The sequence below is a fragment of the Nocardia sp. NPDC055165 genome (assembly GCF_053606985.1).
The window spans coordinates 194,502-211,068 of sequence record NZ_JBSGSS010000004.1; the positions used below are offsets into that span (position 1 = coordinate 194,502).

General features: G+C 66.2%; 15 protein-coding genes. 10 read left to right on the top strand and 5 right to left on the bottom strand.

The window, feature by feature from the left end:
• Positions 1 to 83: 83 nt before the first annotated feature.
• Genes ACWFRF_RS10305 through ACWFRF_RS10315 form a run of 3 tightly spaced genes read left to right on the top strand, consistent with a single transcriptional unit; the run spans position 84 to position 2,187 of the window.
• The gene (locus ACWFRF_RS10305) at positions 84 to 707 is read left to right on the top strand and encodes an AIM24 family protein (RefSeq protein WP_378989265.1); all 624 of its coding nucleotides are present in this window, start codon (positions 84 to 86) and stop codon (positions 705 to 707) included.
• Positions 708 to 716: 9 nt separating this feature from the next.
• On the top strand, positions 717 to 1,418 hold the full coding sequence (locus tag ACWFRF_RS10310; protein WP_378989266.1) for an AIM24 family protein: 702 nt from the start codon (positions 717 to 719) through the stop codon (positions 1,416 to 1,418).
• 4 nt (positions 1,419 to 1,422) lie between these two features.
• A complete protein-coding gene (locus tag ACWFRF_RS10315) occupies positions 1,423 to 2,187 on the top strand; it encodes an AIM24 family protein (RefSeq protein ID WP_062990545.1) in 765 nt (254 codons plus the stop codon).
• Positions 2,188 to 2,233: 46 nt separating this feature from the next.
• Here ACWFRF_RS10315 and ACWFRF_RS10320 read toward each other — a convergent pair whose 3' ends face one another.
• From ACWFRF_RS10320 to ACWFRF_RS10335, 4 genes are read right to left on the bottom strand one after another with little or no spacing between them, the layout of a single operon-like run.
• Positions 2,234 to 3,028, bottom strand: a complete 795-nt coding sequence (locus tag ACWFRF_RS10320; protein WP_452449899.1) for an HAD family hydrolase — start codon at positions 3,026 to 3,028, stop codon at positions 2,234 to 2,236.
• Between the two features lie 38 nt (positions 3,029 to 3,066).
• A complete protein-coding gene (locus ACWFRF_RS10325) occupies positions 3,067 to 5,667 on the bottom strand; it encodes a phosphoribosyltransferase (protein WP_452449649.1) in 2,601 nt (866 codons plus the stop codon).
• Positions 5,664 to 6,875 (bottom strand): HpcH/HpaI aldolase/citrate lyase family protein, encoded by a 1,212-nt coding sequence (locus tag ACWFRF_RS10330; RefSeq protein ID WP_378989268.1) that lies wholly within the window; start codon positions 6,873 to 6,875, stop codon positions 5,664 to 5,666. The genes ACWFRF_RS10325 and ACWFRF_RS10330 overlap by 4 nt, the downstream gene beginning before the upstream one ends.
• 33 nt (positions 6,876 to 6,908) lie before the next feature.
• The gene (locus tag ACWFRF_RS10335; RefSeq protein WP_452449652.1) at positions 6,909 to 8,120 is read right to left on the bottom strand and encodes a hypothetical protein; all 1,212 of its coding nucleotides are present in this window, start codon (positions 8,118 to 8,120) and stop codon (positions 6,909 to 6,911) included.
• A gap of 194 nt (positions 8,121 to 8,314) precedes the next feature.
• Here ACWFRF_RS10335 and ACWFRF_RS10340 point away from each other — a divergent pair, with 194 nt between their 5' ends.
• Together ACWFRF_RS10340 and ACWFRF_RS10345 are read left to right on the top strand one after the other, a co-directional pair.
• The gene (locus ACWFRF_RS10340; RefSeq protein WP_062990541.1) at positions 8,315 to 8,890 is read left to right on the top strand and encodes a TerD family protein; all 576 of its coding nucleotides are present in this window, start codon (positions 8,315 to 8,317) and stop codon (positions 8,888 to 8,890) included.
• A 69-nt stretch (positions 8,891 to 8,959) separates the two neighbouring features.
• On the top strand, positions 8,960 to 10,069 hold the full coding sequence (locus ACWFRF_RS10345) for a DUF475 domain-containing protein (RefSeq protein ID WP_378634866.1): 1,110 nt from the start codon (positions 8,960 to 8,962) through the stop codon (positions 10,067 to 10,069).
• A 60-nt stretch (positions 10,070 to 10,129) separates the two neighbouring features.
• Here the strand turns inward: ACWFRF_RS10345 and ACWFRF_RS10350 are convergent, their stop codons facing one another.
• A complete protein-coding gene (locus ACWFRF_RS10350) occupies positions 10,130 to 11,506 on the bottom strand; it encodes a hypothetical protein (RefSeq protein WP_452449654.1) in 1,377 nt (458 codons plus the stop codon).
• 170 nt (positions 11,507 to 11,676) lie between these two features.
• Here ACWFRF_RS10350 and rpsF point away from each other — a divergent pair, with 170 nt between their 5' ends.
• The 5 genes from rpsF to dnaB all read left to right on the top strand — a co-directional run bounded on the left by rpsF (position 11,677) and on the right by dnaB (position 16,561).
• Complete coding sequence (gene rpsF / locus ACWFRF_RS10355; protein ID WP_056823926.1) at positions 11,677 to 11,964, top strand: 30S ribosomal protein S6; 288 nt, start codon at positions 11,677 to 11,679, stop codon at positions 11,962 to 11,964.
• A gap of 89 nt (positions 11,965 to 12,053) precedes the next feature.
• The gene (locus ACWFRF_RS10360; protein WP_056823931.1) at positions 12,054 to 12,629 is read left to right on the top strand and encodes a single-stranded DNA-binding protein; all 576 of its coding nucleotides are present in this window, start codon (positions 12,054 to 12,056) and stop codon (positions 12,627 to 12,629) included.
• Positions 12,630 to 12,661: 32 nt separating this feature from the next.
• Positions 12,662 to 12,913 (top strand): 30S ribosomal protein S18, encoded by a 252-nt coding sequence (gene rpsR / locus ACWFRF_RS10365; RefSeq protein WP_056823934.1) that lies wholly within the window; start codon positions 12,662 to 12,664, stop codon positions 12,911 to 12,913.
• A 17-nt stretch (positions 12,914 to 12,930) separates the two neighbouring features.
• Positions 12,931 to 13,383 (top strand): 50S ribosomal protein L9, encoded by a 453-nt coding sequence (gene rplI / locus ACWFRF_RS10370; protein WP_378634861.1) that lies wholly within the window; start codon positions 12,931 to 12,933, stop codon positions 13,381 to 13,383.
• A 583-nt stretch (positions 13,384 to 13,966) separates the two neighbouring features.
• Positions 13,967 to 16,561, top strand: a complete 2,595-nt coding sequence (gene dnaB / locus ACWFRF_RS10375) for a replicative DNA helicase (RefSeq protein ID WP_452449657.1) — start codon at positions 13,967 to 13,969, stop codon at positions 16,559 to 16,561.
• Positions 16,562 to 16,567 lie beyond the last annotated feature (6 nt).

Here is a 16,567-nt window from a genome sequence, read left to right on the forward strand (position 1 = left end):
TTTCCCCTGATCGGTTAGGGTGACGTCGCAGTCGGAACGGGCGGTAGAACCGCCTTCGCAGAGGGGACGGGCACACACCTGTCATGGCGCAATTGTTCGAACAGTCGAAGAAGGTGATCGAGGCGCAGCTCGCGGGGACGAGTATCCGCGCGATCTCCGGCTCGATGGTGGCCTACGAAGGCAATGTCCAGTTCAAATCGGCCGGGTTCGGCGGCGGCGAGGGCGTGCTCAACGGCCTCAAGCGCCGCGCCACCGGCGAGAAACTGTCACTGATGGAGTGCACCGGCAACGGGCGCGTGTTCTTGGCGGTGAACGGCCAGAACGTCACCGTGGTGAACCTGAACAACGAGACGCTCCAGGTCGAGTCGCAGCAACTGCTGGCCTTCGCGGGCAATCTGCGTACCGATGTGCGGTTCGCCGGGGTCGGCGGGATGTCGGCGGGCAGCGGGCTGTTCACCACCACGGTCAGCGGGCAGGGCCAGGTGGCGCTGCTGTCGGCCGGTGGGCCGCTGATCCACCTCGAAGTGTCGCCGCAGTTTCCGCTGATCGTGGATCCCGACGCGTTCGTCGCCTCGCGCGGCAATCTCAACCAGTCGTTCATCACCGACGTTTCCTGGCGGTCGATGGTCGGACAGGATGCGGGCGAGGCGTTCTCGCTGCGGTTCGACGGCCAGGGTGTCGTGCTGATCCAGCCGGCGGAACGGTAGGGACAGGCGATGTTCGAGAAGGTCAACGGCAAGGTAGTCAAAGTCAACGTCGGTCAGGCGGGTGGCGTCGTCGCCCGTTCCGGCGCGATGCTGTTCTACACGGGTCAGGTCGCGTTCGCACCGCACCAGATTCCCGGCGCCGGTCAGGGCATGGGCGGCGGCGGTCTGATGCGGATGGCCGGGCAGATGATGGCCGGTGAGCACGAGCGGACCATGCTGGCGCAGGGCAACGGTGAGGTCCATTACGGATTCGCCGGGCTCGAGGTGCACGTGGTGCAGATGCAACCGGGCGCGGTGTTGCGGGCCGAGGCTTCACGCCTGCTCGCGCAGTCGGCCGGTTTGCAGGCTTCGGTGGTGTCGGTCGCCAGTTCGGGCGGTAGCGGTGGTGGCGGCGGAGGTCTGATGGGCGCGCTGCGCGGCGCCGCGGCGGGCGTCGCGACCGGGCAGGGCATGTTCACCACCCAGCTCAGCGGACAGGGTTCGGCGGTGCTGCTCGCGCACGGCGGCTTCCTGGAACTGCAAGTGGGCGGACCGAATCCGATCGTTGTCGACCCGCAGGCGTTCGTCGCCGCGTACGGCAACGTGCAGACCGAGCTGAAGTCCGCGATGAGCTGGCGCGACGCGGTGGGTCGCGGCGCGGGCGAGGCGATGCAATTGCATTGCCACGGACAGGGTGTGGTGTACGTGCAGGCCTCCGAAGAGAAGTTGTGAACCGATGAGCGAAATCCTCTCGCCGATGAATCTCGGTGCCAGCGACAACATTCCGGGCAACAGCTACGCCTACTGCATCGACCTGACCGGACCCTGGTTCATGCGCAAGGGCGCGATGATCGCCTACTACGGGCAGATCGAGTTCCAGATGCTCACGCACGGGCTGCAGGGCGGCCTGATGCACATGGTGAGCAGCCAGTTCTCCGCGCCGCTGTTCGCGGGCGACTACGTGGTGGCGCAGGGTCACGGCAAGCTGATCATCGGCGACCGCGGTTACGACATCAATTCCTATGACCTCGAAGAAGGCAACCTCACCATCCGCGGCGCGAACCTGCTGGCCTTCGAGCCCGGACTGGCGCTCAAGCAGTCGATCGTGCCCGGATTCCTCACGCTGATCGGCACCGGCAAGTTCCTCGCGTCGTCGAACGGGCCGGTGATGTTCGCCGAACCGCCCCTTCGCGTCGACCCCGAATCCCTGGTGGGCTGGGCTGATTGCCCGTCGCCCAGTCACCACTACGACCAGGGCTGGATCGGCAGTTTCCTCGCGGCGGGTGCGGCCAGGATGGGCGCCAACTCCGGTGAGGAACGGCAGTTCGACTTCACCGGAGCAGGCACGGTGCTGATCCAGTCGACCGAGAAGATCATGAGCGACAACGCCCTGGTGCGCACCATCGAGGGGCAGCTCCAGAGCGGCGTCACGGTGGGCGGTCTCCAGCGTATTCAGGGCGTGATCGCCCAGCAGCTGGCCGGTCAGCAGCAGCACTACTGAGCACGTCGAACCCGGGTGCCGTTGCTGCGCCCGGGTTTTCGGTTGCCTACGCGGGGACCGTGGCGCGCTCAGCCGCCGCGTGGAACCACCCGAGGATCTCCTCGCCTGCCAGGATTCCCGAGGACGTGGTGATCGTGAGGTTGGGGGCGGTGAAGTTCAGTTCTTCCAGCTCGCCGTGGCGGGGGCGGATCGCGGCATCGGCCGCCTTCAGCATCTCGGCGTCCAGTGCGCCGTCGCCCGCGGTGAACAGCGTTGCCCCGTCGGATAATTCGCCGGATTCGGTCAGCCTGCGACGGACTTCGGCGACAGCGAGACTCTTGCAGACGGCGTCGGGCATCGTGTAGATCTTGCGGCCCTGCTGGGACGCCGACCAGCCGTTGGCGCGGCACCAGGTGTCCCATTCGGCGAGGAAACCCGCGGGGACCAGGTCGGGGCGGACCACCAGGTAGCAGAACAGCTCGTCGGCCTCGCGATACTTGGTGACCCAGGAATCGTCGATGCGGGAGCGTAATTCGGCGCCCACGTCGGCGAGGGTAGCGCCCGACGCGTTGACCTGGTCGTCGATGGCCACGCGCCACGCGGGGTCGGGGATGCCGTCGACCAGGATGTTGCCGCCGTTGCTGGTGATGGCGTACCGCCACGGAGCACCGGGGAGGGCGATGCGCTGGAACTGTTCGATGGTGCGGGTGGTCGCCGGAATCACCGGAGCGCCTGCCGCGAGCTCGCGCAGGGCCGCGATAGCGCTGACGGTCATGTAGGAGAGCGGTTCACCCTCGTAGTACTCGACGCACTCCTTCGCGACGGCCTCGGCACCACCGAAGCCGTTGCGGGAGAAGATCATCGTCCGATCCAAATCGGTCGCGAAGAGGGACTCGGCGGTCACCGGGGTAGCTCCTTGATCAGGCCCATGCAGGAGTAGGCCAGGTCGGGGACCACTTCCACCGGGACATTGCGCGCCGCGGCGAGCAGGCGGATGTGGGCGTGCTCCGGTGCGTCTGCCTCACGGACCAGCACTCGCCACGGTACCCGGCGCAACAGCACCCGGGTGGTCTCGCCGACGCCGGGCTTCACGTAATTGACTGTGCTGATGCCGTATTCGGCGCGGACCTTCTCCACCGACGCCCACCCGGACCAGTCCGGGGTGCGGTCGGAATTCCGGATCGCGGCGACGGCGGCAGGCACCTTCGCGCTGATCGCGCCGAAAGCCGCTGTGACGGTGTCGATCAGCTGGTTCGAGACATCGGCGTCGATCAGGTCGCGGTAGAACTTGGCGCCGTGGAACTCGCCGGGGCCGATCAGGGTGCCGTTCAAGACGGTGCGTGAAACCAGGCCGGACACCGTCGAATTGAGGCAGGCCGAGGCGATGAGGAAGTCGTCACGGGTGCCGTAGGTGCGTACACAGTTGGCGGGGTCGGCCAGAACCACGAGCTCGTCGTTGAATCTGGCGCCGCCGGCGGCGTGATAGGCGTCGAGGGCGGCGGTGAGTTCGTGGGTGATCGCACCCTTGCCGGTCCAGCCGTCGACGAAGACGATCGAAGACGGATCATGATGGCGGGCGAGGTAGTCCAGTGCCACCGCATCGATACCCCGATCGCGCACGATCGAGACCGCGTAGTGGGGCACGGTGAGAGGCTCGCGGCCGATCCCGCTGACGAGCCAGCGACGCATGAGCACGCCGACGGGGGTACCCGCCCTGGCCAGCGAGACCAGGACAACATCCTCACCGCGTTCGGCGACAACCAGCTCCGCCACGGTCGCGACGGCCAGCGCCAGACGTTCGGCACTGTCGGCCAGCACGCGATCGAAGAGCTCACGGTATTCGGCATCCGGCTGGAACTCGACCGGCAGCGACTCGGCGTAATGGGCCACACCGGCCTGGATGCGCCGTTCACGGTCGGCGATATCGGCTTCGAGGTCGGCTTCCGAGAGATCCTTGAGCAGCCACGAAACATCCTCGGGCGCATACGAACCGAACTCGGGTCCGTGCAGGGCCACGGGGAGCGGACCGGCACCGGAGCTCGCTTCGCCGCCGTGTTCGGTGTGGCCGTCCCGGTCCGCCGAATCGGGCGCCGACAGTGACGCTGTCACGGCTACCGGCTCAGCGGTGCGGCCCGCGTGCAGCGCACGGGGATCGGCGCCGGGGAGCACAGCTATCAGAACGTCGGCGCCCGACGCGGTGAGGACATCGACCAGGCCGCCGGGGGCGACCAGCTCCGGGGTGTCGGCGGGCGGATCGATGACGACCAACAGCACTGCGTCGTCATCAGGCCACTGGGCGTTGTAGAGGTAGCGCTGGGCGGCGGGGTCGGGTTCCGGGGCGATGAATCGGAAGCCGCGCCGCAGGGGGTAGCCGGGTTCGTCGAGGACGTATGCCGGTGAGCGAGTGGTGGTTTGGAAGCGGGTGGGGGTGCCGGCATCGGCCAGGTCGGCGGCCAGGCGCAGGGGCAGGTACATGAGTTCTTCGTGGCCGATGACGATGACCGGACGGCCGGCGAACTCGGCATCGAGGCGGGTGTTCACCTCCCCGGCAATGGATTTCAACGCGACGTCGAAGGCGGCGCCATCCGAACGAAGGATCCCGTGCCTGCCGCCCTCGGGAACATCAGCAGGCCAGGTCAATTCGATGCGACCGTACGAACCGGGCCGGACCCCTACCGGATTCAGCTGCGGATCAGGCAGGGCGGTCACGGTATCGATCAGCCCGGCAGGCAGCTCGGTGCGACCGGAGGCCAGGCAGACCGTGTCGATCCGCGCACCGAGTTCGGCTGCGGCAGCTTCGAATTTGATCCGATCGGCAGGGGTACGCATGTCCACCAGCGAGGCGAGCACATAGTGCGAACGCGGCGCGAACGTGTGCAGTGCGCGAACCGCGTCGATGGCGGTGTCGCCGGTGGAGATCTCGTCGTCGACCAGCACCAGCGGCAGATCGTTGGCGAAGATCGCGGCGGGCGCGGGCTGGAGCAGATGGGAGGTGGCGTGCGAGTGGCCCTCTTCGAAACCGGTCAGCGTGGTGGCTCGCGACTCGTGCCGGCGGGTGGAGTGCAGGTAGCAGCCCGCGTCGATCCGCGCGGCCACACAGTGGCCCAAACCGGTAGCGGTCTCGGCGAATCCGAGCACGACGGCTTCACGATCACCGAGTACCTCGCGCACGAGATCGGCCAGGCGGTTACCCGCGCCGATCACGATGCGCGGATCGGTGGGCAGGTGCTTGCCCAGCACCGTGGACACCAGCAGGTGCGCCCGGCGCGGATTGCGGCGCAACCCCGGCTGCACCAGCGCGCCGATCGAAAGCTCGCCCGTCAGCACGCTTTCGGCGGACAACGCGACAAATCCGCCGTCGGTCGACACGTCATCGACGGACGGCGCGGCAAGCACCTCACCCGATGCCGTGCCCTCGGCCGAGCGCGCGGCGAAGGACGCACCGTGATGCAGCTCGATCCCGAGATTCACCGTCGCCCATGGTGTTTCGAACGCACTCATTCGGCGATCATCGCTGTCAGCAAGTCCACGAAAGACACTCCCTTGTTCGCGACCCCGAACGCACGGGCCCGAACCAGCGTCTGGCGGGCCCAACTGCGGTGCGGGCGCATCTCGTTCATCTTGTTGCGGTATTCCGAGGCCGCGACGCCACCGACATCGGCCGCCATGATGTCGAGCGCGTCGGCGTACTCCTCGTGGGTCACCACCGACAGCGCGTGCACCACGGCCACGTGCGAGGGGTGGATCACCGTTTTGCCCTGAATGCCGTTGGCGCGGTCGAGGGTGATCTCGCGCAGCAGGCCGTCGAGGTCGCGGCTCACCAGGTACTGGCGGAACTTCACCGCGTCGGATTCCTCGAACGGCGCGCTGCGCAGCTGCGGCCGGAACATCCGCTCGTGATCGGCGAAGTACTCCCACACCGGTCCGGTGATGATGAAGCCGGTGCCGTCGACGCGGCCGAGGTAATTGACGATGTCGGCGATCACGTCGGCGACCACCCGCACGTCGTAGATCGTGAGGTCGCGGTCGCGGCGGATGCCGAAGGTCGAGCACATGTCGGTGGCGCCGATTCGCACCGCCAGCAGCTGCTCACGGTGTCCGGCGAGCAGATCGGCGATGCGCGAGAGCTGCTCGTCACGGGTCTGGCGGTGCACCAGGTTCGACGATTCGAGCACCGGCATCGCGTAGACCGGACGGCCGAGGCTGCGGTTGGCGTCGTCGAGCGCGGCCAGGTAGGCGGGCCCGCTGACGGCGTCGAACTTGGGGAAGACGAATCCGGTGAGCACGTCGGCGCCCGGTCCGAGCGCGGCGACCAGTTCGCCGACCGAGGCCGCGTCGCGGACCCGGATGAACAGCATCGGGTTCGCGTCTTCGCCGCGTGCGAGCAGATCCAGGGTGTCCACCGCGTGCTGTTTAGCGGCCTCCACCTGGTGATCGGCGACCGCGTCCTCGAGGTCGATCACCATCGAGCACACCCCGCGCGCGGCCCGCCGGCGAATCGTGGCGGCCAGATCGGGGCGGGTCGCGGGCACATACAGGGTCGCGCCGAGCGCGGTCGCCAGCAGCTCCCGGTCGTCGTGGCCTTGAATCGGCTCCGGTTCGACCAGGAACAACTCCCGGCGGCGGGGACCCTGCAACTGCTGGAAATGGCGCAGCGGTACCTGCTTACGCAAGCAAACTTCCGGTGCGATGGCGTAGCCCGCGGTCATTCCCCCCACCTCATCTGTCGACCCATGTCATTTCTACTTTTCGGAAGCGTGTTTTCTGATGCGCTCGACTACGCCCGCGATGAACTCTGCGACGGTACCCAGCTCGGTAACATACGCCCAGTAGTCCGGGTGGCGACCAGTAAGTCCAGCGGTGATGCGATCGAGGCGTTCTGCTTGTGCATCGAGAACCGAGCCCCACTCGGCGACCAGTCCTCGGTCTACCGCCAGCATCTGCGCGTCCCGCAGCCGGAATCGTACGGTGCGGGCCTGAGCTTCGGGGTCGGTACGTACCTCACGTAACAATTCGAGGCGCCGGGTGACGGCGTCGACCAACTGCTCGGCCTCGGCGAGGTACGCGCGTGCGGTGGCGGTCAAATCAAGGGCGGTCTCCGGATCACGATCGGCTGCCGCGACGCGCGCGCCGACCAGCGCTTCGTCGGCGGCGTCCATGCCACGACGGCTTTCCCGCTCATTGTTGGTCAAGTCCGCCGAACTCGCAGCACTGAACTCACGCAGCAGCGCGGAGTAGGCCGGTCCGAGCGCGCCGGCACGGTTGCCGACGGCAGCAAGGCGGGTGGTCACCGACGCGATCGCGTTCGCGGCAGCCGAGGCACGAGAAGGGGCCTGCGCCAACGCATTCGATAGTTCCGCCGTCGCCTCTTGCACCGTATTCGCAGCCTCGCGCGCGGCCGCGACCGACGTGCCGGGATCGCTGGAAGAGGCTGTGATCAGAGCCTCATTCAGCCTCCTTACACCCGCGGAGATCGAGGGGTAATTCGCGAATCCGGACGACGCCGCGGCGGCCAGCACCTGCTCGGCCTCGGCCCGCACGTGTGTCAGCAACTGCGGCACCGACGCTCGCACGGTCGCGGCTTCGGCGAGGCCGGCGCGGTGCGCGTTATAGAAATCGTCGACCCCACGCGCGGCCTCGTTCAGCTGCCGGACCAACGCGTCCGCCCTGGCCTGACCGTCCGCGATCGGGGTGCCCGCGGCCTCGGCGGCGTCGAGTTCCTCGGTGAAACTCAGATACGCGCCCGCCGCGGCGTAGCACCGCGCCCGCACCGGCTCCCAGACCGCGCCGATCCGGCGGTCGGGGAAGACCTGCTCACTGGCCACCACGCCCGCCTCCGCCGCCGTCTGCCTGCGATCCATATCCAGGAAGGCGGCCGACGCCGCGGCCCGCGCCCCGCTGATCCACTCATGATCCGCCCCCGATCTGAACCATCCGCGTCTGCGAGGTGTCACCGGCACATCCCCTTTCCGAACCACGGCCGCGGTTCGCCCACTCACTGCCGTCGATGGTAGGAGATTCACCCCGTTAACCTGGGCTGCAGACGGTTCCTACGCAAGATCCACGAAACCTATTACTGTCGTAGCGGTACCCGGCGATTCGGACATGCTGGGAAACGACACACCGGACTAATCGAAGGGATTCCCGCATGGGTGTCAGTCTGTCCAAGGGCGGCAACGTTTCGCTGAGCAAAGAGGCTCCGGGCTTGACCGCGGTCTCGGTCGGCCTCGGCTGGGACGTGCGCACTACCACCGGCACTGACTTCGACCTCGACGCGAGCGCCATCGCGACCGGCGCCGACAAGAAGGTCGTCTCCGACAAGCACTTCGTCTTCTTCAACAACCTGAAGTCCCCCGAGGGCGCCATCGAGCACAAGGGCGACAACACCACGGGTGAGGGCGAAGGCGACGACGAGGTCATCGACGTCGACCTCGCCAACACCCCGCCGACCATCGAGAGCATCTTCTTCCCGGTATCGATCTACGATGCCGAGACTCGCTCACAGTCGTTCGGTCAGGTACGCAACGCCTACATCCGCGTGGTCAACAAGGCCAACGGCACCGAGCTCGCCCGCTACGACCTGTCCGAGGACGCCTCGACCGAGACCGCTATGGTCTTCGGCGAGCTGTACCGCAATGGTGCCGAATGGAAGTTCCGCGCCGTCGGTCAGGGCTACGCCTCCGGTCTGTCCGGCATCGCTCGCGACTACGGCGTCAACGTCTAGTCACCCTCGCGAACAGGGGGCTCGACACATCGGGCCCCCTGTTCGTGCGAAACAGAAAGGTCCCTCCGCGTGATAACGCGCATCTTCGGCCTGTCCATCGTCATCACGGTGTTCTCGCTGGTCGTGGCCTACCTCTACGGTGGCTTGACCGCTCTCGCACTGTGCGCCATCCTCGGCATTCTCGAGGTGTCGCTGTCGTTCGACAACGCCGTCATCAACGCCACCGTCCTGGAACGGATGAGCGAATTCTGGCAGCGGATCTTCCTGACTGTCGGCGTGCTGATCGCCGTGTTCGGTATGCGTCTGATCTTCCCGTTGGCCATCGTGTGGGTCACCGCGGGACTGAACCCGGTCGAGGCTTTCGACCTGGCGCTGAACCCGCCGGTGGACGACGCCGCCTACTTCCCTGACGGCAGCCCGAGCTACGAGACCCTGCTCACCGACGCGCACCCGCAGATCGCGGCGTTCGGTGGCATGTTCCTGGCGCTGCTGTTCCTGAACTTCATCTTCGAAGAGCGTGACATCACCTGGCTCAGCTGGCTCGAGAAGCCGCTGGCCAAGGCGGGCAAGCTCGACATGCTGTCGGTGGTCGTCGCCGGTACCGGTCTGGTGCTGGTCGCGGAGTTCCTGGCCGACGCCGACGATCGCTCCACCGTGCTGGTCTCCGGTCTGCTCGGCATGATCGTCTACATCCTGGTCGACGGCCTCGGTTCGATGTTCCACACCGAGGAGTTCGAAGAGGGCCCGCAGGGTGGCCCGTCCACGCTGGTCAAGGCGACCGGTAAGGCCGCGTTCTTCCTGTTCCTCTACCTGGAAGTGCTCGACGCGTCGTTCTCCTTCGACGGTGTCATCGGCGCGTTCGCCATCACCTCCGACCCGATCATCATCGCGCTGGGCCTCGGCCTGATCGGCGCGATGTTCGTCCGGTCGATCACGGTGTACCTGGTTCGCCAGGGCACGCTGTCGGACTACGTGTACCTCGAGCACGGCGCCCACTGGGCGATCGGTGCGCTGGCGGCGATCCTGCTCGTCTCGATCGGCGTGCACGTCAACGAGCTCATCACGGGCTTGATCGGCGTGGCGTTCATCGGCGCGGCGCTCGTCTCCAGCGTCCTGCGCAACCGCAAGGCGGAGCCGGACGCCGTGGAGGACGCCAAGGAGTCCGCTCCGGTCAGCTGATCCACAGCCGAAGATCAACAGCGGCGGCGAGTCCCTTCGGGGATTCGCCGCCGCTGTCGTTCACGCGGGTTGCAGTTGGCGACCGAGCGCGGTGCTCGGTTCGACGCGCGGGCCGCGCACCCTCGCCCGCAGGAAGAGGAAGAACAGGGTGATCAACAGCGCGGTGCGCAACCACACGCCGAACTGGACGATCCCTTCCATCAACTCCACGCCCTCGCCCTCGCCCAGCGCGGCGAAGTACCGGAACACCCCGACGCCCACCGCCGCGTCGGCCACCAGGTAGGCCGCGACCAGCGACCACGGCACCTCCAGCAACACCAGGAACGGAATTATCCACAGGGTGTACTGGGGTGAATGCACCTTGTGGAACAGCATGAAAGCGGCCAGCATCGCCGCGCTCACGCCGACCCACGGATACGCCGAAGTGGGGGTCCAGCGCCGCCAGCCCAGCCACAGGGCCAGCCCGAATCCGCCGAAGATCAAGACGGGCGAGGCGATCGCGACCGCGTCGTGCCAGGTCTGGGTCGTTTCCGCCGCGCGGCCGAAGATCAGCTGGTGACCCCAGTACCAGATCGAGTTGGTGGTGATGTCGGCCTGACGCAGCTGCTGGAACGTGATCGAGGCGCGCCAGCCCTCCACCCCGGCCAGCACGAACGGCAGATTCACGGCCGCCACCGTGCCCATCGCGGCCAGCAGAGTCTGCGCGGCACCCGCCACGTCCAGCTCACCGATCGGGCGACGACCGCGCGGTGCCCCCTCGGTGAGCACGAACACCGCGAGCGGGAGCACGAAGATTCCCGGATAGAGCTTGAGACAGAAACCCAGCGCGAGCAGCACCGCGGCGATGATTCCGCGGGTGCGCACGGACAGGCCGGTCAGCATCGTCATCACATAGACCGCCGCCACCGCCGTGCACACCACCGGCAGTTCCCAGTTGTGGAAGGCATAGAACACCAGTGGCGGGCCGATCGCCCACAGCAGCGCCGCCGGGCCGGCGAGCCTGGCCAGCATCCACGCTGTGAGCAGGGCGAACGGCGCGAGCAGCAGCGCCGAGTGCCACAGGAAGTCGGCGTCGTTGTCCACCCCGATCGCGCCCGCCCACATCAGCACGCCGCTGAGCACCGGGTATTCCACCGCGCCGCCGGTCAGCGCACCGTCTTCGGTGATCGCGCCGTCCACGTACGGGAAGACGTGATTGTCGATATCGCGGCCGAGCCACAGGAATTGGATGTCGGAATAGCAGACATCCGAATCCTTGCGCTCCTCGAATACCAGACTGCGACCGGATTCATCGATCGCGCCGCCCGCGCACCGGGCCTTGTTGGCATAGGCCAGCGCGAGAGTGAGGCCACACAGCAGCATCACGAAGATGCTCAAGGCAGCGGCCCACGTCGCGCCGCGTCGTGCTGCGCGCTGCCGCGGGCCGACTGTGGTCATGGCGACCACATTATGCGGCGGTGTCCCGATCACCCGGGTACACCCGCGGCAGGCATCGATTTCGCTGGTCACCACCCGCTCATGTAGCCTTGGCGGGTTGCTGACGCAACGAACCCTCCTGCCATGGAGAGTCCATGGCCGTTTCCTAGTCCACAGGAGGTGATTGGTCCGTGCGTCAATATGAAGTAATGGTCATCCTCGACCCGAGCCTGGACGAGCGCATCGTCGGGCAGTCCCTGGATACCCTGCTCACGGTCGTCAAGACCGAGGGCGGCAACGTCGACAAGGTCGACATCTGGGGCCGCCGCCGGCTCGCCTACGAAATCGCCAAGCAGGCCGAAGGCATTTACGCGATCGTCAACCTGACCGCGACCCCGGCCACCGTGAGCGAACTCGACCGCCAGCTGGGCCTGAACGAGACGGTGCTGCGCACCAAGGTTCTGCGCAACGACAAGTAGTCCGCACCCTCGAATTTGTCAGAGCCTGGCTTTAGGCTCGAGCGCAAATCCCCGAGATGCGGACTGCACCCCGAGCAGGAGGAACCCCCATGGCAGGCGACACGGTCATTACCGTCATCGGAAACTTGACGGCAGACCCGGAGCTTCGTTTCACGCCCGCAGGTGCGGCGGTGGCAAATTTCACCGTCGCGTCGACTCCCCGTGTGTTCGATCGCAATTCGAACGAATGGAAAGACGGCGAGGCTCTGTTCCTGCGCTGCAACATCTGGCGTGAAGCAGCGGAGAACGTCGCCGAAAGTCTGACCCGAGGCGCTCGCGTCATCGTGAGTGGCCGGCTCAAGCAGCGCTCCTACGAAACCCGCGAGGGTGAGAAGCGCACTGTGGTCGAGCTCGAGGTCGACGAAGTCGGTCCCTCGCTGCGTTACGCGACGGCGAAGGTCTCCAAGGCCGGTCGCGGTGGCGGAGGCGGCGGTGGTGGCTTCAGTGGTGGTGGTTCCGGTAATGCCGGTGGTGGATCTAGCGCAGGCGGCTACAACGCCAACAACGGCGGCGGACGTCCGGCCGGCGGCAGCAATGCCGGTGGCGAGGACGATCCGTGGGGTAGCGCGCCCGCGGCCGGCTCCTTCGGGGGCGGCGGCCGCATGGATGACGAACCGCCGTTCTGATCGAACGGCACTCATAGTACGGAGAGAAACCCATGCCTAAAGCGCCCGCGCGCGAAAAGGTACTGAAGAAGAAGGCCTGCGCTTTCTGCAAGGAAGCAAAGTCCGGAATCGTCAATATCGATTACAAGGACACCACGCTGCTGCGTAAGTACGTCAGCGATCGCGGCAAGATCCGCGCTCGCCGCGTCACCGGCAACTGCGTGCAGCACCAGCGTGACATCGCTGTCGCCGTCAAGAACTCGCGTGAGGTGGCTCTGCTTCCTTACGTGTCGACCGCTCGCTGAGAAAGGGAGTCACACAGATGAAGCTCATCCTCACCGCTGATGTCGACAACCTCGGCGCCCCCGGCGACCTTGTCGAGGTCAAGGACGGCTACGGCCGTAACTTCCTGCTGCCCCGCGGTCTGGCCATTCAGGCCACCCGTGGCGCCCAGAAGCAGGTCGACGGTATCCGTCGCGCCCAGGACGCCCGCAAGGTGCGCGACCTGGATCACGCCAACGAGCTGAAGCAGGCCATCGAGGGCCTCGCCGCGGTTTCGCTGACCGTGAAGACCGCCGACAGCGGCAAGCTGTTCGGTTCGGTCACCACCACCGACGTGGCTTCGGCCATCAAGGCGGCCGGTGGCCCCGTGGTCGACAAGCGCAGCATCGAGCTGCCGAAGTCGCACATCAAGGCGACCGGCAAGCACGGCATCGTGGTGCACCTGCACCCCGATGTGGCCGCGAAGTTCAACCTCGAGGTTGCTGCGAACTGAGTTCGCCGGAAACCACCCCTGTGCGTGCGCAGGGGTGGTTTCTGCTTGCCTTTTTCAGGGCGATTTTGCGATAACTGGTAGGTAGCCGATAACGCGACCGGTATGGGTGGTGTTGCGCGGCTCACGGTCGGGTACCGCTCGACCTCCGGTTATTCACCCTGTGGATGACTGCGGAAACCGACCGGCAGATTTGTGACTCCAGTCATAGCCTGCACCATCGCTGTTAACCCAACACGCCCGGCTGTTCACCTCGACCGACACGCCGGAACTTCTTTCATCCACAGGGACGAAGTTGGGCAAACCGGGGTCTAGCAGGGCGTTTTACCGTACTGACCTGGGTTTTCCCCATGTTTTCCACAGGCGCTGCACAACAACGGGTGAACTACCCCCAAGTTATCCACAGTTGTGTGCACATGTCGGGTTGGCGAGTCCCGAAAACGTCGCCTAGGTTCGTCGCATTGCCCTGCGCGCGGCCCCGGGAATCACGCAGGCAACCGATTGCTGACATCCGTGTCGGTGTCCGGGAGTACAACGAGAACATCGATGTGAAACCCCGGTTCTGCGGGCAGAGAGGACTCCCCTGGTGACAACCACCGGTGACCGCGCGCAAACCGAGTTCACGCCTGAACCCCCCGGCGAGGACTTCGGTCGTCAGCCTCCGCACGATATGGCCGCTGAGCAGTCCGTCCTCGGCGGCATGCTGCTGAGCAAGGACGCCATCGCCGATGTGGTGGAGGTGCTGCGCCCCGGCGACTTCTACCGCCCCGCGCACCAGGCGATCTACGACACCATCCTCGACCTCTACGGCCGCGGCGAACCCGCCGACCCCGTCACCGTCTCGGCAGGCCTCGACCGCCGCGGCGAACTCAAGCGCATCGGTGGCCCGCCCTACCTGGTCACCCTCACCCAGACCGTCCCCACCGCGGCCAACGCCGGCTTCTACGCCGAGATCGTCGCCGAAAAGGCCATCCTGCGCCGCCTCGTCGAAGCGGGCACCCGCATCGTCCAATTCGGCTACGCCGGCGCCGACGGCCAGGACGTCGCCGAGGTGGTCGACCGCGCCCAGGCCGAAATCTACGAAGTCACCGAACGCCGCACCACCGAGGACTTCACCCCGCTGGAAGAACTCCTCCAGCCCACCATGGACGAAATCGACTCCATCGCCTCCCGTGGCGGCATCTCCCTCGGCGTCCCCACCGGCTTCACCGAACTCGACGAACTCACCAACGGGCTGCATCCCGGGCAGATGATCATCGTGGCGGCCCGACCCGGTGTGGGTAAGGCGCTGGCGCTGGACACTCCGCTGCCGACGCCTGGTGGTTGGACCACCATGGGTGAGGTTCGTGTCGGTGAGGATCTACTCGATGCACAGGGCCGTCCGACGCGCGTCGTCGCAGCGACCGAGGTCATGGTCGACCGGCCGTGCTACGAGGTCGAGTTCTCCGATGGGACAGTGCTCGTCGCAGACGAGCAACACCAGTGGTTGACCGAGACGCGCGCGTCACGCCGTTCAGCGCAGGTGTTCGCCGAAGTCCGCACCACGGCACAGATTGCCGACACCGTGCGTTGCGATACCGCGGACAAGAGGATCAACCACTCCGTCACCAACGCGGAGCCACTGCAACTACCTGAGCGCGAGCTTCTCGTCCCGCCCTACACACTGGGCGCCTGGTTGGGCGACGGCACCTCCGCGGCAGCTCAGATCACCAGCGTCGACCCGGAAATCGTCGCGCGTATCGAGTCCGAAGGCATCGTGGCGGTTCCTTCACGATCGGCGCAGTGGCGATTCCAGCTCACGCTCCCCGCTGATGAACCCGTCGCGGCCCGCCCCTGCGTGGTGTGCGGCACCGAATTCACTCCGTTCACCAGTGAGGTCCGTACCTGCGGCCGTTCCTGCGGCGGTAAGGCACGATTCGTCTCCGAACCCGTTCCCGCGCCGACCTGCTCGCAGTGCGGCGGCCCATCGATCGGTTTGCGTCTGTGCCAGTCGTGCCGGAATTCGGTCGGCAGCGTGCAGGCCCGGCTCCGCACGCTCGGGGTACTCGGTGACAAGCACATTCCCACTGCCTACCTGCGCTCGTCCGAATCTCAGCGTCGGGCACTCCTGGCAGGTCTGCTCGACACCGACGGGACCGTCACCCACGGCGGGTCTGCCCAGTTCGCGGTCACCAGCGAACGACTGTTCCGCGATGTTCAGGAACTGGTCGTCAGCCTCGGCTATCGCTGTGGTGTGTCGACAAAGCGGGTGCGCGGCCGTTCGGAGCAGTCGTCGACGTGCTACACACTGACGTTCGCAACGGATGACGAGGTGTTCGGTCTGTACCGGAAGGCGCTGCTGCACAAGGAACGTCGCGCCGCGGTGAGCACGGCTCGTTCGAACTCCCGCTACATTGTCGATGTGCGGCGCGTCGAGTCAGTGCCCGTGCGCTGCGTCGAAGTCGACAATGCCGATCATCTCTACCTGGCCGGTCGCTCGATGGTGCCGACGCACAATTCCACGCTCGGTATGGATTTCATGCGGAGTTGCTCGATCAAGCACGGCATGGCCAGCGTCATTTTCTCGCTCGAAATGAGCCGGACCGAGATCGTGATGCGTCTGCTTTCCGCCGAGGCGAAGATCAAGCTCGGTGATATGCGGTCCGGGCGGATGAGCGATGACGACTGGACCAAGTTGGCTCGGCGGATGAGTGAGATCAGTGAGGCGCCGCTGTTCGTCGACGATTCGCCGAACCTGACCATGATGGAGATTCGGGCGAAGGCGCGGCGGCTCAAGCAGCGTCATGACCTGAAACTCGTTGTGGTGGACTACCTGCAGCTGATGAGCTCGGGCAAGAAGGTCGAATCACGTCAGCAGGAAGTCTCGGAATTCTCGCGACACCTCAAGCTGCTCGCCAAGGAACTCGAGGTTCCGGTGATCGCGATCTCGCAGCTGAACCGTGGTCCGGAACAGCGAACCGACAAGCGGCCAATGGTGTCCGATCTGCGTGAATCTGGATCGCTCGAGCAGGATGCGGACATGGTCATCCTGCTCCACCGGCCGGATGCCATCGAACGCGACGACCCCCGCGGCGGCGAGGCCGACCTCATCGTCGGCAAACACCGTAATGGTCCGACCGCCACGATCACCGTCGCCCACCAGCTGCACCTCAGCCGTTTCGTCGATATGGCCCGCGGCTGACCAGCC